This is a genomic window from Pseudomonas sp. W2Oct36 (genome assembly GCF_041060465.1).
Taxonomy (GTDB): Bacteria; Pseudomonadota; Gammaproteobacteria; order Pseudomonadales; family Pseudomonadaceae; genus Aquipseudomonas; species Aquipseudomonas graminis_B.
The window spans coordinates 48538-69292 of record NZ_JAUERW010000013.1 but is presented as its reverse complement, the minus strand read 5'-3'; the positions used below and the strand labels follow the sequence as shown (position 1 = coordinate 69292).

Sequence of the window (20755 nt, the reverse complement as noted above, 5' to 3'; positions counted from 1 at the left end):
GAGAGTATAAAGCCTTCTGTGACTATTTACGTCGCTGAAATGGTCAGGGTTTTGTAGGGCAATAAACATCCCGAGTCACTGTCATCGTTCAGTCATCGATTTGTCATGGCAATCCCTTAGCGTCTACGGCTTTGAGAGGGAATGCCATGCTCGCCCCGGTTGCCGTCGCTGTTCCGCCGTTCACCGCTGTGTTGTTCGGACTCAGCGGATGCCTCGTCGACTTCGGCGCCCAGACACGCACGCTGCTTGCCGCCGATGGCAAGTCCCTCGCCTCCCATGACGTCCAATCCTTTGCAGCACCGGCGCCCGGGGCGATCAACGCACTGAAGTACCTCAAGCAGCACGGCATTCCCTGCGCCTGGATCGATGAGTACCCCTCCCCGGTTACCGATCAACTGGCTGCGCCACTGAGCAACCTGATTTTGCCCACGCCCCCGCCAACCCACCGCTGGCCAGCACCTGATGCGTGCTGGCATGCGCTGATGATCCTTGGCGTCATGCAACTGGACGGCTGCGTGATGGTCAGCGGTGATCCGCGTCTGCTCATGGCCGGAATCAACGCAGGGCTGTGGACGGTCGGGCTCGCGTCCTGCGGGCCGCTGTGCGGTTTGTCACCCGAGCAATGGGAAGCGCTGAGCGACCTGGATCGCGAGCGCCGTCGCGGCCGCGCCACCCTTGAGCTGTATGCCGCCGGCGCGCATTCGGTCATCGATCACTTGGGGGAATTGGAGTCCTGCCTGGCGGATATCACGCTGCGCCGGCAGAAGTCGGAAAAGCCTTGAGCTGACAGCGGTCATGCACGGCGGCCGGGAGTGGATTAGTCTAGAGCGGTAAGGACCTTTGCCTGCGCATTGCGGTCCATCGTGAGACCCATCACATTAAGGAAGACCCCATGTCCGTCAGTGACTTGCAACTACAACTCAACACGTTGCGCGAGCAGCTTGAGCAAAATCCGCAGCTGACGCTGGAAGAGCGCGGGAACCTGACTGAGGTCATGGAGCAGATCCAGGCGCAGATCGAACTCGAAACCGTCTCCCAGGACCCGAGCATTGCCGATGGCGTCAACCTGGCGGTCGAGCGGTTTGAAGTCGATCACCCGACCATCGCTGGCACGCTGCGCAATGTGTTGGTAACCCTGGGCAGCATGGGGATCTGAATCATCCCGTCCCCTTCAGTGGGAGTGAAGGGGATGGCGTTCCACCCCGGTCACTCCCACAGTGCGTTAACGTGCAGAAAGTGGTCGAGAGGTTACTGCCGCGCGAGACGCCCGTTCTCCAGCGTCAGTGTTTCCGTGCTGCGGTACGGATTGATGTCCAGCCCGCCGCGGCGCACGTAACGCGCATACACCGTCAGCTTCTCTGGCTTCAGCAAGCGCTTCAGGTCCATGAAGATGCGTTCCACACACTGCTCGTGGAAATCCGAATGCTGGCGGAAGCTGACGATGTACGCCAGAAAACTTGCGTGATCCAGCGCCGCGCCACGGTACTCCACCGCGACGCTGCCCCAGTCTGGCTGGCTCGTCACCGGGCAGTTGGATTTGAGCAGATGACTGTGCAGCGCGTCGTCCACCACTTGCGACTCATCGCAGCGCAGCAGCTCGGGTTGAGGGCGGTCGTAGCTTGAAATGCTCACGTCCAGGTCATCGACACACACACCCGGCACCGCGACGATACCCTCGGCCTCGATGTCCTTCAGACTGCGAACGCGGACGCCAACCGGCTTGCCTGCGGCCGCCGAGAGGTCTTTCTGCAACGTGGCGATCAGCTCGGCTTCAGACGCGAACGCAGTCTGGTTGAGCGAGTTCAGGTACAGCTTGAACGACTTGGATTCGATGATATTGGCCGAGTCCGCCGGAATGCTGAACTCACCGATGGCCACCACCGGCTTGCCCGACGGAAGCAGCCAGGACAGCTCATAACAATTCCAGAAATCGACACCCTGATAAGGCAGCGTCTCGGCGGTCAGGCCCAGCTCTGCCCACTTGGCAGCGCGCGGGATCGGGAACAGCAGAGACGGGGTGTACGTGGCGATGTATTCGCTGGACTTGCCCAGCGGCGAGTGTTCGGCTGCGGGATGCATGGCGGGACCTGAACCTGAATAAAGCGGCTGTAAAAACCAAGGCCGCGAAGTTTATCGGGTTCGGCCCGGGTTTTCAGCGTTTACTGACTGATCGCCAACTTACCGACCGTGCCCCCTGGCCATGCCCGGGAATATTGCACGCGGACGCCAGACCCGTGGCGTCATTGCTCCCCGCCGCGGGTCAGCCCCTGATCCCTCTCCTACTCGTAGCGCAGGGCGTGGGCCGGCTGAATCTGCGCGGCGCGATAGGCCGGGTAGATCGTCGCCAGAAAGCTGAGGATGAAGCCGGCACTGCAGATCAGCGCCACATCGCTGCCTTCGAGCTTCGACGGAAGGTTGCTGATGAAGTACACGTCCGAGGTGAAGATGTGCTGGCCTGTCACCCGCTCGACCCAGCCGACGATCTGACTGACGTTGATCGCCGCGATCACGCCCAGCACACCGCCGATGACGGTGCCGACGATGCCGATGACGGTGCCCTGCACCATGAAGATGGCCATGATCTGCCCGGGGGTGGCGCCAATGGTGCGCAGAATCGCGATGTCGGCGCCCTTGTCGTTCACGACCATGATCAGCGTGGCGATGATGTTGAAGGCCGCCACGGCAACGATCATCAGCAGCAACAGGCCGATCATGGTCTTTTCCATCTTCATGGCGCTGAACAGGCTGCCCTGACTGTGGGTCCAGTCATCCGCTTTGTAGTCCGCTCCGAGTCCGGCGGCAATGGCCGTGGACACCTGGGGCGCGGCGTACAGATCCGTCAGCGCCAGGCGCACGCCCTGCACCTGATTGGGCTGCCAGCGCTGGATCACCGCAGCATCCGCGACGTTCACCAGGGCCATGGAACCGTCCAGTTCAGCGCCGACCTTGAACACGCCCACCACCGTCAAACGCTGCAAACGCGGGGTGATGCCACCTGGGGCGCTGCTGATTTCCGGAACGATCAGCGTCAGTTTGTCGCCGACGTTCAGGCGAAAGCGCCGGGCGGTGATTTCGCCGATCACCACACCAAACTCGCCCGCCTTCAAGTCCTGCAACCGGCCCTGCACGATGTGCTGGGTCACGATGGAGACCTTGGATTCCAGCGCCGGATCGACGCCGTTGATTTGAATCGGCTGCATCGACCCCTTGTACGACAGCATGCCGTCCATTTCAGTGAACGGCACGGCGGCGGTGACTTGCGGATCCTTGAGCGATGCCTTGGCAGCCGGCTGCCAATCGTCCAGCGGCTTCACCCCGGAGATCACCGCGTGGGGAACCATGCCGAGGATCCGCGAGCTCATTTCCTGCTGGAAACCGTTCATCACGGACAGCACCACGATCATCGCCAGCACGCCCAGCGCCAGCCCGATCATCGAGGTCATGGAAATGAACGAGATGAAGTGGTTGCGACGCTTGGCCCGCGTGTAGCGCGTACCGATAAAGATGGATAACGGTCTGAACATTCGTGGAGCACCGTAACTAAGCAGCTGAAAGTAAAAAGCCGATGCCCGAAAGGCACCGGTTGTGCGGGTCAGGCTTCGACCAGACGGCCTTCTTCAAGACGCCACACGCGGTCCATCTGCCGGGCCAGCGCCATGTCGTGGGTCACCACCAGAAACGCGGTGCGCGACGACGTGCTGAGTTCCAGCATCAGGTCCTGAATCCCTTGGGCGGTATGCGAATCGAGGTTGCCGGTGGGCTCGTCGAGCATGACCAGACCCGGCTGGTTGACCAGCGCGCGGGCAATCGCCACCCGTTGGCGTTCGCCACCCGACAACTCCGATGGCTTGTGCGCCAGTCGATGTTTGAGCCCTACCCGCTCCAGCAGGGCGGTTGCGCGCTGACGCGCTTCCGGAATCGGCGTCTTGCCGATCAGCAGCGGCATGCAGACGTTTTCCAGCGCAGTGAACTCGGCCAGCAAGTGGTGGAACTGATAGACGAAGCCAAGGGCGCGATTGCGCAGCAGGCCGCGGGCTTTCTCGTTCAGCGCCGACAGCTCTTCGCCCGCCAGCCAGACACTGCCTTCGGTCGGCGTGTCGAGGCCGCCGAGCAAGTTGAGCAAGGTACTTTTGCCCGACCCCGAACTGCCGACGATCGCCACGCGTTCGCCCGGGTGCAACTCCAGTTGCAGTCCCGACAGGACGACCACGGATTCCGGACCTTCCTCGTAGGACTTGCCCAGGTTGCGGCAGCTCAGTACAGCTTTATCACTCATGCCCGACTCACTCATAACGTAGCGCCTCCGCCGGCTGGGTGCGCGCAGCACGCCAGGCTGGATACAGGGTGGCGAGGAAACTCAGGACCAGCGCCGCGCCGCATACCAGCAGCACGTCCTGGGCCATCAATTGCGAAGGCAGATAGTCGATGAAGTAGACATCCGCATTGAGAAACTTGTGACCGATCAGGCCTTCCAGCGCCGAGATCGCCGAACTGACGTTGAGCGCCGCAAGAATGCCGACACCGGCGCCGATCAATGTTCCGACCACGCCGATAACCGTGCCCTGGACCATGAAGATCGCCATGATCTGGCCCGGGGTCGCGCCCAGGGTGCGCAAAATGGCGATGTCGCCGCGCTTGTCGTTGACCACCATGACCAGCGTGGAAATGATGTTGAACGCCGCCACCGCCACGATCAGCAACAGCAGCAGGCCGATGATGGATTTCTCCATGCCGATCGCCTGATACAGGTTGCCGTGGGTGCGGGTCCAGTCACGGGAGTAATACTGATGCTCGCCGAGATTCTGGGCGATGTCGTACGCCGTGCGCGGCGCCTTGAACAGATCGGTGAACTTCAGGCGCAAGCCCTGCACCTGATCCGGCTTCCAGCGGTGCAGCCGCGCCAGATCCTGCAGGTTGGTAACGCCCAGGTAGCCGTCCAGCTCGCCGGCGCCGACATGAAAGATGCCGACCACGGTGAAGCGCTTCATGCGCGGGAACATGCCCGCCGGGGTCACGGTGACTTCGGGTGACACGAAGGTGACTTTGTCGCCCATGCCGACCCCGAGCTTGGTCGCGGCCTTGTCGCCGATCACCACGCCGAAGCCGCCCGCGACCAGATCGTCGAGGCTGCCCTGCTTCATGAAGCCGTCGATGATCGACACCTTGCGCTCCTGCGCCGGGTCGATGGCGTTGAGCAGGATCTTCTGCACGTTGCCGTTGTTGGTCAGCAGGCCTTGCATCTGGGTAAACGGCGCAACGGCTTCGACCTGTTTATTCTGTTTGACGCGGGCGGCCAGGGCCTGCCAGTCATTGATCGGCTCGCCGGACTCGATGGTCGCGTGGGGCACCATGCCTAGCACGCGGGTGCGCATCTCGTGGTCGAAGCCGTTCATGACCGAGAGCACGACGATCATCACCACCACGCCCAGGGCGAGGCCGATCATCGACGTCAGGGAAATGAAAGAGACAAAATGATTACGACGTTTGGCACGGGTGTAGCGCGTACCGATAAATACAAAAAGAGGTCTGAACATTTAGGGGCTTGTTCGAAGGAATGGGAACGTCCTTGTGGCGGGCCTGGGCCAGCGGCTTTACACTCGAATCACCGCCGAATCATGCTCGAAAAGCCGAGCCATGATTTTGAGCAATCACTCTGACAATCGCCGCTACCATGGGTTCGCCATGCCGACACTAGATGAAGAAGAACGCCGCGAATACTACCGTATCGAGGACAGCGTCGCACTGGAAATTAACCGCATCACCGGCCCAGAGACGGGAGATGAACCTGGCCATCACGACACTTCCACGCTGTTCGATCTGCTGAGCGAATTGCACGTCGCCGAGTTCGAATCCCAGCACCTGCTGCGTCAGCTGGATGATCGCGACCGCACCACCAACAGCTTCCTTCGGGCCATGAGCAAACGCATCGACCTGCTCGGTCAAGTGGTTGCGCACACCGCATTGGGCAAGCTGGGCGCCCCCCAGCGCGTGATCATGTCCGAGGGCGGTCTGCAATTCGTGACCCCTCAACCCTTCCCGCCCGGCACCTTGCTGTCGGTGAAAATGGTGCTGATGCCCCAGGCTTCGGGGATGATGCTGCGCGCCCGGGTGACACATTGCGATGCGTTGGCCATCGGCGATTTTGACGTCGGCAGCGAGTGGATCGACCTCACCGATGCCCAGCGCCAATTGCTTGCCCGACACATCCTGCAACGACAAGCCGCGCAGCGACGCCTGGCCCGTGAGCAAAGTGACCCAGACGTCAAGCCCAACTGATTCCAGCTCGACTTATTCCAGCGCTATGCGTACCAAGGAGTGATTGTGACCATTATTTACGGCCACCGCGGCGCCAAGGGCGAAGCACCGGAAAACACCCTCACCAGCTTTCAGGAATGCCTCAAACACGGCGTCAAACGCTGCGAACTGGACCTGCATCTGTCCCGCGACGGCGAGCTGATGGTGATCCATGACCCGACGCTCAAGCGCACCACCGACCGGCGCGGCAAGGTCGTCGAACACGATGCCGCCGATCTGGTCACCTACGACGCGCGCAAGGGCGGACCGGGCTGGGTGCAGCCCTGCCCCATTCCTCGTCTGGAAGAACTGTTCGAACAGTGTCCCTTCGACCACTGGCAGCTTGAAGTCAAAAGCGCGTCACGCACCCGCGCGGCGACGACCGTGCTGGCCATCCGCGAAATGGCTCAGCGCCACGGGTTGCTGGACAAAGTAACCATCACGTCGAGTTCTCGGGAAGTGCTGCGCGCGGCCCTGGAGCTGACGCCGGACATCTCACGCGGGCTGGTGGCGGAGTACGCCTGGCTCGACCCACTGAAAGTGGCTCAGGGGTATGGCTGCGAAATTCTCGCGCTGAACTGGACGCTGTGCACGCCAGAGCGCCTGAAGAAAGCACAGAATCAGGGCCTGCACGTGTCTGTCTGGACAGTCAATGAGCCCGCGCTCATGCGCAGGCTCGCTGACTTCGGCGTTGACAGCCTGATTACAGACTTTCCCGGTTTGGCCAGCGCCACCCTTGGGAAGTACTGAAATCGGTCTCCCCGGCCGGCTCAGGCCACCGGCCGGAGCCGCTCAAAAAAGCCGGTTAAGGCCGTCGTACGCCGCTACCCGATAAGCCTCTGCCATGGTCGGGTAGTTGAACGTGGTGTTGACGAAGTACTTGAGGGTGTTCGCCTCGCCCGGCTGATTCATGATCGCCTGACCGATGTGCACAATCTCCGATGCCTGGTCGCCAAAGCAGTGCACGCCCAGGATCTGCAGGGTTTCCCGGTGGAACAGGATTTTCAACATGCCGACCGGCTCGTGGGAAATCTGCGCGCGGGCCATGCTCTTGAAAAACGCCTTGCCCACTTCGTACGGCACTTTTGCGATGGTGAGGTCGTGTTCGTTCTGACCGATGGAGCTGATCTCGGGAATGGTGTAGATCCCGGTCGGCACATCGTTGACGAAGCGCCACGCGCCGTTGTCGACCGCGCTGCCCGACGCCGAACGACCCTGGTCATAAGCTGCGCTGGCCAGACTCGGCCAGCCAATCACGTCGCCGGCGCCATAAATATTCGGCTGGCTGGTGCGGTAGGCTTCGTCGACATCGATCTGGCCACGACCGTTGGCCTTGATGCCGACGTTCTCCAGACCCAGCTTGTCGGTGTTGCCGGTACGGCCGTTACACCACAGCAAAGCGTCGGCCTTGACCTTCTTGCCGGACTTGAGGTGCAGAATCACGCCGTTGTCCAGCCCTTCAACGCGCTCGTATTCTTCGTTGTGGCGAACCATTACGTTGTTGTTGCTGAAGTGATAGCTCAGGCCCCGCGAGATTTCCGAGTCGAGGAAGCTCAGCAACTGGTCACGGTTGTCGATCAGTTCGATCTCGACGCCGAGACCGCTGAAAATCGACGCGTATTCGCAGCCGATGACGCCTGCGCCGTAGATGATCAGTTTGCGTGGTGTGTGACCGAGGCTGAGGATGGTGTCGCTGTCGTAGATGCGCTTGTGGGAAAAATCGATATCTGCCGGGCGATAAGGCCGCGAGCCTGTGGCGATGATGATCTGATTGGCGACCAGCTTTTCCACGATTCCGGTGTTGCAGACCACGTCGATGCTGCGCTCGTCGGCAAAGCTGCCGGTGCCGAAGAACACGTCGACACGGTTGCGGGCGTAGTAACCGGTGCGCGACGCCACTTGCTTGCTGATGACCCTCTCGGCGTTCTTGAGAACGTCCGGGAAGGAAAACCAGCGTGGCTCACCGATGGCGCGGAACATCGGGTTGGTGTTGAACTGGATGATCTGTTTGACCGAGTGACGCAGGGCCTTCGACGGGATCGTGCCCAGGTGGGTGCAGTTGCCGCCGACCTGCCGGCGGCTGTCGACCATTGCGACCTTGCGCCCGGCCTTGGCAGCGTTCATCGCCGCGCCTTCACCCGCCGGGCCCGAACCCAGCACTACCACGTCGTAGTTGTAGACAGCCATGCGTACTCCTCAGAACTGGCCGAGACACCACTCTGGTGCCTCTGGCTGAATCATGCCGCCGCGGGCGGCATGAAGGATCGAAACTCGCGGCGCAGTCTAGTCTCAACGAGGACAAACGACCATTAACCCTTGGTCGCGTCCCCCGGCAGACTTCTCTGCGCAGTCGCGGGTCGAGTGCTGGAAACCTCACTCGACCGCCGAATTGCTGCGGATGATAAATCCCTTGCGTGACGAATCCTAAAAAAATCGCACGCCCAGGCATCTGCCTTTGCCCTGGCCTGAGGAATTACTCGGCCAGATGCAGAAACAACCGCTGCGCCAGTTCCTTGCCGATGGTGCTGCGATAAATGCTCACCACTTCCTTGTTGTCCTTGGCGGCCTTGAGCATCGCGCTGTAACCCATCAGCCGCTGTTCCGGGAGTTTAAGGTGCGCGGCAGTGAAGGCATCCGCCGCCGCGTGCTCAGTGGCGTAGTGAAAATGCGCCCACCACAGGAGGTGGTCGTCCTTGTCGCGGATCGCATACTCCTGGACAAAATCGTTGCGACGGGCTCCCGACATGTTTTTCCTCCCCTCCACCCGGGCGATGTGCACCTCGTGCTGGCGATCCAGATAACTGATGCGACTGGCCGTCGGCGGCTGGCGCTTGATCATCTCGATACGCAGCTGGCGCCCCTGCTCGCGAAACCGCGACTGGCCCGCCTGCAAATCGTCGAGCACCGCCTGCAGCGACCGAGCGCCGTCCTCTCCCGCATCGGGGTCGTCCAGATGGACCTGCAGTTTTTCCACCAGCTCGCCAAGCTTGTCGGCCTTCTGCACCAGGATGTCTTCCATGTCCTCGGGCTCGTTGGCACGGCGGGACTGACGCACCGCGCTGGCAATCTCGGGCTCCACCCGTTCCAGCAGGGCGCGGCTTCGACGCATGAGCTCTGCCAGTGGAACGATACTGTCGCGATTGACCGGCTTGCGTGGCTGCTCCTCAATCTCGACCCATTCCCCCTCCGCGTGCTGGTGGTACGCGCCGACCACGCGATCACCGGTGGCCGCCTTGACCTCAACGACTTCACCCAGTGAGGGCTCTTCGCCTTCACGCAGTCGGCCGATCAATGTGCGCTGCCCTCGGGTCTTGATGACTCGCTTGCGAGTCTGCCTGACCCTCGGGACATATTCAGCAGGCGTATCGGCGGGTTCCTCGCTCTCGCGTATCAGGGCCGACAGCCGGTGCTCGGCCCGATCGGAAATCGCCGACAGGTCTTCGAAAAACCGGTGAAAGTGCGTGGGATTGACCACCTCGGGCTCACTCTCAAAGGTGGCCAGGGCGACGATCGAGGCCCGGTCATATTCCCTGAGCGAGCTCTCCAGCACGCTGATCTGTTCAGCGATCGTGTAATCGTGAGGCCTTTCCAGCTCCGCCTGGGAGGTGAGTGCGGCGTGCAGCGAGTCGTCGTCGAGCAGACGCTTGAACCTGACAGCTCTTTGGGTATCGAGGACGCTCTCGGCACTGAAACACAGCTCCAGGGACGACCACATGCGACTGGCGCGCCAATCAATCAGGGAGAACATGCGGTTGTTGTAGAACTCCAGCGCCTCCGTGCGCCAGTAGGCCTCGCCCACCTTTGGCACCTCGCGCAGCCTTTGCCACAGTCCCTCTCTGACCATCGCCCAGTGCACGCCGCTCTCTTGCAGCACCAGGGACTTTTCGAACAACCCCAGATAAAGCCCCACATTCTCCGGCGAAACGGTTCTGGACACCGCGCGCATCCGGGCCAGGTCTTCTTGGGCCACGACGAGCATGTCGCTGAGCAGCACGCCCTCCAGCAAACAGATCCGCCGGGCGATGCCTTGCAGGTCCGTGGCATAGGTTTTGTCCGGGGTGCGGTCGGCAGGACGCAGCGACTGATCGAGCTCGTTTTTGCGATCAATGATCTCCATCACGGCACGGACGTCTGTCTCGATCAGCGCAATGACCTCGTGGTGCTGTTCGAGGGGCGTGGCATCAATGCGGTTGTCGTTCGCCACAATGCGAATGTACAGATCGTTCTGACGCTTCAGCAGCTCGGACTTCTCGGCGTTGACGCGCTTGAGCCGGGCGGCATTTTCCAGGGCCAACTGCCGGGCGCTGCGCTTGGGCCCTCCGCCACGCAGTCGCAGCCCGAGGTCCAGACGCCACACATCACCCTCGCGCATCAGCCATGGCCCGGAGCGTTCAGGGTTGTGGGGATGAACAATCTGCACGTCACCATCATCGATCTGAACCCTGAAGACGGCGTTGTCGACGTGGGCATACCAGGCGCCGTCCTGCTCATACAGACCGTGGGTGCCAGGAGCGTCCGACGGCTGCGGCAGCTCGGGCGTCGGCAGAATTTCGAACGACCGCAGCGCCAGCTTCTGCACCGTAGTCAGGCTCTGATCGGGTCGAGACCAGGTGAAGTCGAGCCGGTTTTCAAGGTTGGCCGGCATGGCAACTGAATCAGGCGCGGGGGCCGGAATGATCGGGGTCGACGGGTTTGAAGCGCTTGAAGCGCTTGAAGCGCTTGAAGCGCTTGAAGGCGTCGACGCCGCTGTGAGCAGATCCGCCAGCGTCGGTCGCACAACCCGGGCAGCGCGCTGGCGACCGGACGTGACGGCCTCGCCCAGCGAGCTGTGCAACAGCAGCATCGCCACCGTCAGCAGCACGTTGCCCATGGATTCCCTGTGTTCGCTGGCAGTGGCATTGCCGTCTTCAGCCAGGGCTCCCTGGGTTTCGCTCATCAGTTGAACCAGCCACAGCGCGTGGCCGACCGGCCCCGACATGAAAGGCATGAGCGATTCCAGCGCCAGCCAGCCGCCACGTTTGAGCAGCGCCCAGCGGCTTTCGGCGTTGGAGGTGGACTGCCTGTCCGCCAGCTGGATCAGTGCGGACGCGTTGGCCTTGAACAGCGCAACCAGCTGATCACCGAGGACTTCGTCGACCGCCAGCTGTGCAGGCGCCGGCGTCTCCAGGGGCGCGAACTCCGACCCCTGGCCGAAGCGCACGACATGGGGCTGATCAAAGCCGCTATTGGCGTAGATCTGCCGTGCGTGATCGTCCATCCACGTCAGTACGTCGCTCTGAAGTTCGCCCGGCTCGACAATCGCGGTGCGCAGCGCAGCCCAGGACGTGAACTCAGTCAGCGACTGGCGGGAAAACGGCCGGTACAGCAACACCGGTCCTCGGGTCGTATCGCGATCACCGATCACGAACATGTTGGCGACCTCATCCGCCTGGGACCCCGCCGTTGCGTGGAAGGCCAGCGGACGCAGAGTCGTGTTGCGCATCGCTGGAGGGCGCTGCTGCGGCGGCTGCATGAGGGCGATAACGTGCTGATAGGCGCTGTCGCAGAAATGCCCTTCTCCACGCATTTTCAGCTCCAGCGCCTGCAGAGGCAGTTGAGCGCGAAGCTGGGCAATATACGCCCCCTGTCGCTTGGCGGACTCAACGGGGTCAGTCACCAACACCCGTTTCAGCAGCGCCGGATAGTGGCGCCCGATGTCCACCTGACACACCAGCAACCGCAGATAATCGCCACTGAACCAGTCCGGCGCCGGCGTGCCGTCCCTGTGCACGACGTGCAGCGCACCGGCCGGCTCGCCGGAAAGGTTTTCCAGCGCAAACTCGGCAAGGCTCATGCGTACGGGCTCGACCAGGCCTGAGGCGACCACTTGACCACCGCTGGGAATGGCAGCGGCGATCACTTTGCGGATAACCACGTCCAGATCGGCGATCAGCAGATCCGCGGCCTCCGGGTGATCGGCGAGCATTTCACGCTGCAGTTGCTGGCTGGCGTAATCCAGCAATGGCGGAAGGTCTTGGTTAAACGTGCCGGGTGCCCCCGACGGAGCGCTCGCCACGGCAATCATTCGACGGCTGAAATCCATTCGGTCGGCAATACTGGCGTTGCGCAACCAGTCCGGAAGCGTCTCGGGGCTTTGCATCCCGGGGACGGCCGGGAGCAAAAAAGGCGTGATGTCGGTGGCAGCGGCCATACGGCGATCGAGATCAGCAAAATCTTCCGCGTCGGCGGCGTCCAGCCGGGCGATCTGCTGCAGTTGATGGGCCAGTATCGACTGAGCCAGCGCGCAGAACAGATCACCCTCAACCTCGCGCAGCACCCAGGTCCGGGGATGGGCGACGGACTGAGGAGTATCGATGCTGGCTATCAGCTCGGTCAGCGAGCCATGACTGACCAGGAGGCCCGGCGACTGCCAGGTGAAGAACATCTCCGTGCCGCCCCAGACACCGGTCGCCGCCAGCACGGGCAGCACTGACGCCGGTGACGAGGCGTCCACTGCCTGGGGGATGCAGGCGCGAATGACATCGTCCGGATGGGCCTGGTCCAGACTCACCATGAAATTGCGCTGGGTCTGATCGGAAAAAGAAGCGAGGGGACGCAGGAAATCCCCCTCGTTTTCGGGCAACCCCGGGGTGTCGTCCAGCGCCTTCAGATAACCCTTCTTCAACGCATCGGCGAGGCGTGCCCAGAGGGTTTGCCCGTCTGCCGCCGACGCGCCCCAGAATTCCACCGTCGCTCGCTGAAACTGGTCGTTCAGGTCCAGAGCAACTGTATCGACCAGGATATTCAGTTCGTCAAAATCGATTGGCGTCGCAGTCACGTCCCGGACAGCGGGATCAATGACAAATGTGTTGGCGCCGGCGCGCCAGCGTGGGGTTTTCCCTGTCAGAAATGCCTGCTGAAGATTTTTGAGCAGGGTTTCCGCGCGCTGAATGCCGTCGGGGCCCGTACGGGTGATGACGGAAATCTCGGGATCGATTTCAAGGTTCGGGAATTGTTGTTGCACTGCGCAATGCAGCTGCTTGATCGCGACGTCATTCAGGGTCGGTCGCCGGGAAGCCGCAGCGATCAGGTCAAATTTCGGGCTCATTTGCCGGTTAACTCGTGCAAGGGATTGAGGATCTCTCAGGGGCCTGTCAGGCACTGAGAGAATTTGCGGGGAGTTAAACCGGGAATGAGCCCATCGATGGGATACATAAATATTGTTTTCGCGTGGGCGCAGCGGGAGGTCCGTGGTCGATGGGCGGGGCGTTCTGATTGCCAACCGCCAGCTTTACACATATCGTTACAAATCTGGGGCGCCCGAGGCCAAGCGCGGGCGCCGCAGCAGAGGACGCATAAATACAACGGATCCCCCCAGCTAGACAGCTTAAGTGAGTAATTCCAGATGGCCTCGAACACGGGCAAAGGCAAGGCGATATTTCGCGTTGTGAGCGGCAACTTCCTTGAAATGTTTGACTTCATGGTCTATGGCTTTTACGCCACGGCCATCGCCAAAACCTTCTTCCCCGCCGACAGTGAATTCGCATCGTTGATGCTGTCGCTGGCGACCTTTGGCGCCGGCTTTCTCATGCGCCCGCTGGGTGCCATTTTCCTCGGCGCCTACATCGACCATCACGGCCGGAAAAAAGGCCTGGTGATTACGCTGGCGATGATGGCCATGGGTACGGTGCTGATTGCCTGCGTGCCGGGTTACGCGACCCTGGGCGTCGCCGCACCGATCCTGGTGTTGATTGGCCGCCTGCTGCAAGGCTTCTCGGCCGGGGTTGAACTGGGCGGCGTCTCGGTTTATCTGGCGGAGATTTCCACGCCGGGCCGCAAGGGCTTCTTCGTCAGCTGGCAGTCGGCTAGCCAACAGGCCGCGGTGGTTTTCGCCGGTCTGCTGGGCGTCGGCCTGAACCACTGGCTGAGCCCGGAAGACATGGGCCAATGGGGCTGGCGCGTGCCGTTCCTGATTGGCTGCCTGATCGTTCCGGCGATCTTCGTGATCCGCCGTTCCCTCGAAGAAACCCCTGAGTTCGAAGCCCGCGCGCAACACCACCGCCCAAGCCTGGGCGAAGTGGTCAAGTCGATCGGTCAGAACTTCGGTCTGGTCATCGCCGGCATGGCGCTGGTGGTCATGACCACCGTGTCGTTTTACCTGATCACCGCCTATACCCCGACGTTCGGCAAAAACGAGCTGCACCTGTCTGATCTGGACAGCTTGCTGGTGACCGTCTGCGTCGGTATCTCGAACTTCATCTGGCTGCCGGTGATGGGTGCGCTGTCGGACCGGATCGGCCGCAAGCCCCTGCTGCTGGCGGCGACCATTCTGGCGATCATCACGGCGTACCCTGCCCTGTCCTGGCTGACCGCCAACCCGAGCTTCGGCAACCTGCTGATGGTCGAGCTGTGGCTGTCCTTCCTGTACGGCTCGTACAACGGCGCGATGGTGGTTTCCCTGACCGAAATCATGCCGGTCGAAGTACGCACCACCGGCTTCTCCCTGGCCTACAGCCTGGCGACTGCGACGTTCGGCGGCTTCACGCCGGCGGCCTGTACTTACCTGATTCACGTGCTGGACAACAAAGCCGCACCGGGCATCTGGCTGAGCGGCGCGGCGGTGCTGGGCCTGATCGCCACGCTGGTGCTGTTCCGCAAGGGTCAGACGCGGATTCAGGGCGTGACAGCGGTCGGTTGATCGCCGAGAGCTATAAGCGACAAGCGGCAAGCTTCAAGCAGCAAGTAAAAACAAAAACGCCCCGAACCAGTCGGGGCGTTTTTTTTCTTCGCAGTTCAGCTTGCAGCTTGCGGCTTAGCGCTTGCCGCTGCTTTCAACCTACTTCGGGAAGGCTGGCGGGTTGACCCCGGTCATTTCTTCCATCACGCGGACCACCTGGCAGCTGTAGCCGAATTCGTTGTCGTACCAGACGTACAGCACAACGCGGTTATCCATGGCGATGGTCGCTTCGGCATCCACCACACCGGCGTAACGCGAGCCGACGAAGTCGGTGGAGACCACTTCCAGGGAGTTCACGAAGTCGATCTGTTTGTGCAGATCCGAATACAGCGCAGTGTGGCGCAGGTACTCGTTCATCTCTTCGCGGGTGGTCGCAGTGCCCAGATTCAGGTTGAGGATGGCCATGGACACGTTTGGCGTTGGAACGCGGATCGCGTTGCCGGTCAGCTTGCCGGCCAGCTCGGGCAGGGCCTTGGCTGCAGCGGTGGCCGCACCGGTTTCGGTGATGACCATGTTCAGCGCAGCGCTGCGGCCACGGCGATCGCCCTTGTGGAAGTTGTCGATCAGGTTCTGGTCGTTGGTGTACGAGTGAACCGTTTCGACGTGACCGTTGACGATGCCGAACTTGTCGTTGACCGCCTTGAGCACCGGCACGATGGCGTTGGTGGTGCAGGACGCCGCCGAGATGATCTTGTCATCAGCGGTGATCTGCTGATGGTTGATGCCGTGCACGATGTTCTTCAGTTTGCCCTTGCCCGGCGCGGTCAGAACCACGCGGTCGATGCCCGGGCATTGCAGGTGCTGGCCCAGGCCCTCGGCATCGCGCCACACACCGGTGTTGTCGACCAGCAGCGCGTCCTTGATACCGTACTGGGTGTAATCCACCTCGGCCGGGTTCTTGGCGTAGATCACCTGAATCAGGTTGCCGTTGGCGCAAATGGTGTTGTTGGCTTCATCAATGGTGATGGTGCCGTCGAAAGGACCGTGGACCGAGTCGCGGCGCAGCAGGCTCGCGCGCTTGACCAGATCGTTTTCAGCGCCCTTGCGGACCACGATGGCGCGCAGACGCAGGCCGTCGCCGCCACCGGTTTTTTCGATCAGGATGCGTGCCAGCAGACGACCGATGCGACCGAAGCCGTACAGTACGACGTCAGTGCCCTTGCGCTCACCGGAATTCTGCTGACCGATGACCTCGGCCATTTCTTCGCGGATGAACTCTTCAGGGGTGCGGCCATTGGCCTCGGCCTTGTACTTCACCGCCAGCTTGCCCAGGTCCACCGAAGCGGCGCCCAGCTTGAGCTCGCTCATGGCTTTGACGAGGGGGAACGTCTCGTGTACGGACAACTCGCTGGCGTCAGCCTGGCGGTGACGCGCAAAGCGGTGTGCTTTGAGAATCGCGATGACTGAACGGTTGATCAGGCTGCGGCCATAGATCGAACTCACCACATTATTATTGCGGTAGAGCTGACCGATAAGCGGGATCATCGCCTCGGCGAGGGCTTCACGATCGATCCATTCACCAAGACACTGGTCGGGCTTCTGAGTCACGGGAACCTTCCACATGTAGGGGCTGAAAAAAGGGACTACATTATGCACAGGCCTTTGTTTATGAGCAATCCAGACTTTTCACGACCTGGAGCACTACATAATTCCCGGCGCACAAAACTGACAGCGTCTCTGCGGATTAGTTACACTCCCCGGCTTTGCCGAAACGCCTGGAGCTTTAACTTCCGTGCCCGTTCTGCGCCTTCCGATTCTGCCTGCTGCAGCAGGCAAACAACATTGGGGTAACCTCCCCGGTGCCGCCCTGAGTCTCGCCATCGCCGAGGCTGCCAGCGCCGCGAAACGCTTCACCCTGCTGCTCACCGCAGACAGCCAGAGCGCCGAGCGACTGGAACAGGAACTGAAGTTTTTTGCCCCTGATCTCCCGGTCTTGCATTTCCCCGATTGGGAAACCCTACCCTACGATCTGTTCTCGCCCCATCAGGACATCATCTCCCAGCGCATCGCCAGCCTGTACCGGCTGCCGGAGCTGGTGCACGGCGTGCTGGTGGTGCCGATCACCACCGCCCTGCACCGTCTGGCGCCGACCAGTTTCCTGCTCGGCAGCAGCCTGGTGCTCGACGTCGGCCAGAAGCTCGACGTCGACGCCATGCGCACCCGCCTTGAAGCCAGCGGCTATCGCTACGTCGACACGGTGTATGAGCACGGCGAGTTCACCGTCCGTGGCGCGCTGATCGACCTGTTCCCGATGGGCAGCAAACTGCCTTACCGCATCGACCTGTTCGATGACGAGATCGAAACCCTGCGCACCTTCGAGCCGGAAACCCAGCGCTCCATCGACAAGGTCGATTCGGTGCGTCTGTTGCCGGCGAAAGAATTCCCGCTGCAGAAGGAAGCCGTGACCCGCTTCAAGGCGCGCTTCCGCGAACGCTTCGACGTCGACTTCCGCCGCAGCCCGATCTTCCAGGACTTGAACAGCGGCATCACCCCCGCCGGTATCGAGTACTACATCCCGCTGTTCTTCGAAGAGACCTCCACCCTGTTCGACTACCTGCCCCAGGACACCCAGGTGTTCTCGATGCCAGGGATCGAAGCGGCGGCGGAGACGTTCTGGAAGGACGTGCGCAATCGCTACGAAGAGCGCCGTGTCGACCCGGAGCGCCCGCTGCTGCCACCGGCCGAGCTGTTCCTGCCGGTGGACGACTGTTTTGCCCGCCTGAAAAACTGGCCCCGCGTGGTCGCCAGTCAGGACGACGTCGAAAGCGGCGTTGGCCGCGAGCGTTTTCCGGCGCAGGTGCTGCCTGATCTGGCCATCGAAGCCAAAGCAAATCAACCGCTGGCGGCGCTGTCGAAATTCCTCGGCGAGTTCCCGGGACGCGTGCTGTTTACGGCCGAATCCGCCGGTCGCCGTGAAGTGTTGCTGGAGCTGCTCGAACGCCTGAAGCTGCGCCCGAAAACCCTGGACAGCTGGCAGGAGTTCGTCGACAGCAAGGAGCGTCTGGCGATCACCATCGGGCCTTTGGACGAAGGCCTGGTGCTGGAGGAGCCGGCGCTGGCGCTGGTGGCAGAAAGCCCGTTGTTCGGTCAGCGGGTCATGCAGCGTCGTCGTCGCGACAAGCGCGCCGACAGCCACGCCAGCGACGCGGTGATCAAAAACCTCGCCGAGCTGCGTGAAGGCGCGCCGGTGGTGCACATCGATCACGGGGTCGGCCGTTATCTGGGGCTGGCCACGCTGGAGGTCGAGAATCAGGTCGCCGAGTTCCTGATGCTGGCCTACGCCGAAGAGGCCAAGCTGTACGTGCCGGTGGCCAACCTGCACCTGATCGCCCGCTACACCGGCAGCGATGACGAGCTCGCGCCTTTGCACCGTCTGGGTTCGGAAGCCTGGCAGAAAGCCAAGCGCAAGGCCGCCGAACAGGTCCGCGACGTGGCCGCCGAGCTGCTCGACATCTATGCCCGCCGCGCCGCCCGCGAAGGGTATGCCTTCGCCGATCCGAAGCTGGACTACGACACCTTCAGCGCCGGCTTCCCGTTCGAAGAAACCCCGGATCAGCAGACCACCATCGAGGCCGTGCGCGCCGACATGCTCGCGCCCAAGCCCATGGACCGTCTGGTCTGCGGTGACGTCGGCTTCGGCAAGACCGAAGTGGCCATGCGCGCGGCGTTCATCGCCGTACACGGCGGCCGCCAGGTGGCGATTCTGGTGCCCACCACCCTCCTCGCCCAGCAGCACTACAACAGTTTCCGCGACCGTTTCGCTGACTGGCCGGTGACGGTTGAAGTGATGAGCCGCTTCAAGTCGGCGAAAGAGATCAACGCCGCCGTGGCCGATCTGGCCGAGGGCAAGATCGACATCGTCATCGGCACCCACAAGTTGCTCCAGGACGACGTCAAGATCAAAAACCTCGGACTGGTGATCATCGACGAAGAGCACCGCTTCGGTGTGCGTCAGAAGGAACAGCTCAAGGCCCTGCGCAGTGAGGTCGACATTCTGACCCTCACCGCCACGCCGATCCCGCGGACCCTGAACATGGCCGTGGCCGGCATGCGTGACCTGTCGATCATCGCCACGCCGCCGGCCCGTCGTCTGTCGGTGCGCACCTTCGTGATGGAGCAGAACAAGCCGACCGTGAAAGAGGCGTTGCTGCGTGAGTTGCTGCGCGGCGGTCAGGTGTACTACCTGCACAACGATGTGAAGACCATCGAGAAATGCGCCGCAGACCTGGCCGAACTGGTGCCGGAAGCGCGCATCGGCATCGGCCACGGGCAGATGCACGAGCGTGATCTCGAACAGGTGATGAGCGATTTCTACCACAAGCGCTTCAACGTGCTGATCGCCTCGACCATCATCGAGACCGGCATCGACGTGCCGAGCGCCAACACCATCATCATCGAACGTGCCGACAAATTCGGTCTGGCCCAGCTGCATCAGTTGCGCGGCCGGGTCGGGCGCAGTCACCACCAGGCCTACGCCTACCTGCTGACGCCGCCGCGCAAGCAGATCACCCCGGATGCCGAGAAGCGTCTGGAGGCGATCGCCAACACCCAAGACCTCGGCGCAGGCTTCGTGCTCGCCACCAACGACCTGGAAATCCGTGGCGCCGGCGAACTGCTCGGCGACGGCCAGAGCGGGCAGATTCAAGCGGTGGGTTTCACCCTGTACATGGAAATGCTCGAACGCGCGGTGAAGTCGATCCGCAAGGGCGAGCAGCCGAACCTCGACCAGCCGCTGGGTGGCGGTCCCGAGGTCAATCTGCGGGTGCCGGGGCTGATTCCGGAAGCCTATTTGCCGGACGTCCATACGCGCCTGATTCTGTACAAGCGCATCGCCAACGCCGCCGATGAAGAGGGCCTCAAGGACCTGCAGGTCGAGATGATCGACCGCTTCGGTCTGTTGCCGGAACCCACCAAAAACCTGGTGCGGCTGACGTCCCTCAAGCTGAAGGCAGAGCAACTGGGCATCAAGAAGGTCGACGCCGGGCCCCAGGGTGGACGCATCGAGTTCGCGGCCGAGACCCCGGTCGACCCGCTGACGCTGATCAAGCTGATCCAGAGCCAGCCCAAACGCTACAAGTTCGAAGGCGCCACGCTGTTCAAATTCATGGTACCGATGGAGCGCCCCGAAGAACGCTTTGCCACGCTGGAGGCGCTGTTCGAACGCCTGACCCCACCGCCTTCCAAAAAATCGGCTTAAGGATTCACCATGGGTTTGATCCGCTCCTTCACCCTGCTGCTGGTGCTGTTTGCCCCGGCGGCCTTCGCCGATGGCGCCTATCAGGTGGAACTGATCCTGTTCCGCCAGAACGGCGAGCCGGCGGCGACCAATCAACCCGCGCCGGAAAACTGGGCCGAAGGGGCACAGCGGCTGGGCACGGACAGCCAGACGCCGACAGCGCTGGACACCCTGGTGAACAAGCTGGAATCAAGCGACGGCTATAAAGTGCTGCTGCACACCGCCTGGCAACAGGACCTCAGCGCCACGCCGAGCAAGGTGGCGATCAGTGACGGTCAGGAGCAGTTCGGGCACTTCCCCATCGAGGGGACGGTGAGCCTGGGTCTGGCGCGCTTCACTGACATCGACGCGAATTTCTGGGTCAACCAGGTGGACAGTCATGGCGTGTTGGTGACCAGCGAACGCATGCGTCAGGCCACCCGGGTCAGAAACGGAGAACTTACTTACATGGACAACGGAAGCCTCGCCATGCTGATCAAGGTTTCTCCTGTCCAGCCACCCCGCTGACG

At 62.0% G+C, this 20755-nt stretch carries 14 protein-coding genes; 7 read left to right on the top strand and 7 right to left on the bottom strand.

Annotation, left to right across the window (positions count from 1 at the left end; translation table 11 throughout):
• Positions 1 to 146 precede the first annotated feature (146 nt).
• Together QWI18_RS17365 and QWI18_RS17360 are read left to right on the top strand one after the other, a co-directional pair.
• Positions 147 to 782: an HAD family phosphatase gene (locus tag QWI18_RS17365; RefSeq protein ID WP_192134243.1), complete on the top strand. Its 636-nt coding sequence runs from the start codon at positions 147 to 149 to the stop codon at positions 780 to 782.
• A gap of 110 nt (positions 783 to 892) precedes the next feature.
• Positions 893 to 1156 (top strand): DUF4404 family protein, encoded by a 264-nt coding sequence (locus QWI18_RS17360; RefSeq protein WP_065989610.1) that lies wholly within the window; start codon positions 893 to 895, stop codon positions 1154 to 1156.
• A 92-nt stretch (positions 1157 to 1248) separates the two neighbouring features.
• Here the strand turns inward: QWI18_RS17360 and queF are convergent, their stop codons facing one another.
• The 4 genes from queF to QWI18_RS17340 all read right to left on the bottom strand — a co-directional run bounded on the left by queF (position 1249) and on the right by QWI18_RS17340 (position 5534).
• On the bottom strand, positions 1249 to 2079 hold the full coding sequence (gene queF, locus QWI18_RS17355) for an NADPH-dependent 7-cyano-7-deazaguanine reductase QueF (RefSeq protein WP_192134244.1): 831 nt from the start codon (positions 2077 to 2079) through the stop codon (positions 1249 to 1251).
• A 200-nt stretch (positions 2080 to 2279) separates the two neighbouring features.
• Positions 2280 to 3524 (bottom strand): lipoprotein-releasing ABC transporter permease subunit, encoded by a 1245-nt coding sequence (locus tag QWI18_RS17350; protein ID WP_065989608.1) that lies wholly within the window; start codon positions 3522 to 3524, stop codon positions 2280 to 2282.
• Positions 3525 to 3592: 68 nt separating this feature from the next.
• The gene (gene lolD, locus QWI18_RS17345) at positions 3593 to 4276 is read right to left on the bottom strand and encodes a lipoprotein-releasing ABC transporter ATP-binding protein LolD (RefSeq protein ID WP_166650625.1); all 684 of its coding nucleotides are present in this window, start codon (positions 4274 to 4276) and stop codon (positions 3593 to 3595) included.
• Positions 4277 to 4283: 7 nt separating this feature from the next.
• Complete coding sequence (locus QWI18_RS17340) at positions 4284 to 5534, bottom strand: lipoprotein-releasing ABC transporter permease subunit (RefSeq protein WP_065989603.1); 1251 nt, start codon at positions 5532 to 5534, stop codon at positions 4284 to 4286.
• Positions 5535 to 5682: 148 nt separating this feature from the next.
• Between QWI18_RS17340 and QWI18_RS17335 the strand changes: the two genes are divergently transcribed.
• Positions 5683 to 6276 carry a PilZ domain-containing protein gene (locus QWI18_RS17335; protein WP_369319373.1) on the top strand — a complete coding sequence of 198 codons (594 nt, stop codon included), beginning with the start codon at positions 5683 to 5685 and terminating at the stop codon, positions 6274 to 6276.
• 45 nt (positions 6277 to 6321) lie between these two features.
• Positions 6322 to 7044, top strand: a complete 723-nt coding sequence (locus tag QWI18_RS17330) for a glycerophosphodiester phosphodiesterase family protein (RefSeq protein WP_065989601.1) — start codon at positions 6322 to 6324, stop codon at positions 7042 to 7044.
• A gap of 42 nt (positions 7045 to 7086) precedes the next feature.
• On the opposite strand, the gene sthA is transcribed toward QWI18_RS17330, so the two are convergent.
• Together sthA and QWI18_RS17320 are read right to left on the bottom strand one after the other, a co-directional pair.
• The gene (gene sthA, locus QWI18_RS17325) at positions 7087 to 8481 is read right to left on the bottom strand and encodes a Si-specific NAD(P)(+) transhydrogenase (protein ID WP_065989599.1); all 1395 of its coding nucleotides are present in this window, start codon (positions 8479 to 8481) and stop codon (positions 7087 to 7089) included.
• 286 nt (positions 8482 to 8767) lie between these two features.
• The gene (locus tag QWI18_RS17320; RefSeq protein ID WP_369319372.1) at positions 8768 to 13381 is read right to left on the bottom strand and encodes a DUF6543 domain-containing protein; all 4614 of its coding nucleotides are present in this window, start codon (positions 13379 to 13381) and stop codon (positions 8768 to 8770) included.
• Positions 13382 to 13678: 297 nt separating this feature from the next.
• Here QWI18_RS17320 and QWI18_RS17315 point away from each other — a divergent pair, with 297 nt between their 5' ends.
• Positions 13679 to 14971 (top strand): MFS transporter, encoded by a 1293-nt coding sequence (locus QWI18_RS17315; protein WP_065989595.1) that lies wholly within the window; start codon positions 13679 to 13681, stop codon positions 14969 to 14971.
• Between the two features lie 138 nt (positions 14972 to 15109).
• Here the strand turns inward: QWI18_RS17315 and QWI18_RS17310 are convergent, their stop codons facing one another.
• On the bottom strand, positions 15110 to 16573 hold the full coding sequence (locus tag QWI18_RS17310) for a glyceraldehyde-3-phosphate dehydrogenase (protein WP_065989594.1): 1464 nt from the start codon (positions 16571 to 16573) through the stop codon (positions 15110 to 15112).
• A 169-nt stretch (positions 16574 to 16742) separates the two neighbouring features.
• On the opposite strand from QWI18_RS17310, the gene mfd reads away from it, so the two are divergent.
• A complete protein-coding gene (gene mfd / locus QWI18_RS17305) occupies positions 16743 to 20207 on the top strand; it encodes a transcription-repair coupling factor (RefSeq protein ID WP_122538021.1) in 3465 nt (1154 codons plus the stop codon).
• Between the two features lie 9 nt (positions 20208 to 20216).
• Complete coding sequence (locus QWI18_RS17300; RefSeq protein WP_192134250.1) at positions 20217 to 20753, top strand: CsiV family protein; 537 nt, start codon at positions 20217 to 20219, stop codon at positions 20751 to 20753.
• The last annotated feature ends 2 nt before the right edge of the window (positions 20754 to 20755 follow it).

Bases quoted from the DNA above. Each gene is read 5' to 3' on its own strand.
- sthA (WP_065989599.1), bottom strand. From the start codon at position 8,481: ATGGCTGTCTACAACTACGACGTGGTAGTGCTGGGTTCGGGCCCGGCG.
- QWI18_RS17320 (WP_369319372.1), bottom strand. From the start codon at position 13,381: ATGAGCCCGAAATTTGACCTGATCGCTGCGGCTTCCCGGCGACCGACC.
- QWI18_RS17315 (WP_065989595.1), top strand. From the start codon at position 13,679: ATGGCCTCGAACACGGGCAAAGGCAAGGCGATATTTCGCGTTGTGAGC.
- QWI18_RS17350 (WP_065989608.1), bottom strand. From the start codon at position 3,524: ATGTTCAGACCGTTATCCATCTTTATCGGTACGCGCTACACGCGGGCC.
- QWI18_RS17310 (WP_065989594.1), bottom strand. From the start codon at position 16,573: ATGTGGAAGGTTCCCGTGACTCAGAAGCCCGACCAGTGTCTTGGTGAA.
- lolD (WP_166650625.1), bottom strand. From the start codon at position 4,276: ATGAGTGATAAAGCTGTACTGAGCTGCCGCAACCTGGGCAAGTCCTAC.
- QWI18_RS17340 (WP_065989603.1), bottom strand. From the start codon at position 5,534: ATGTTCAGACCTCTTTTTGTATTTATCGGTACGCGCTACACCCGTGCC.
- QWI18_RS17365 (WP_192134243.1), top strand. From the start codon at position 147: ATGCTCGCCCCGGTTGCCGTCGCTGTTCCGCCGTTCACCGCTGTGTTG.
- QWI18_RS17335 (WP_369319373.1), top strand. From the start codon at position 5,683: ATGCCGACACTAGATGAAGAAGAACGCCGCGAATACTACCGTATCGAG.
- queF (WP_192134244.1), bottom strand. From the start codon at position 2,079: ATGCATCCCGCAGCCGAACACTCGCCGCTGGGCAAGTCCAGCGAATAC.
- QWI18_RS17300 (WP_192134250.1), top strand. From the start codon at position 20,217: ATGGGTTTGATCCGCTCCTTCACCCTGCTGCTGGTGCTGTTTGCCCCG.
- QWI18_RS17360 (WP_065989610.1), top strand. From the start codon at position 893: ATGTCCGTCAGTGACTTGCAACTACAACTCAACACGTTGCGCGAGCAG.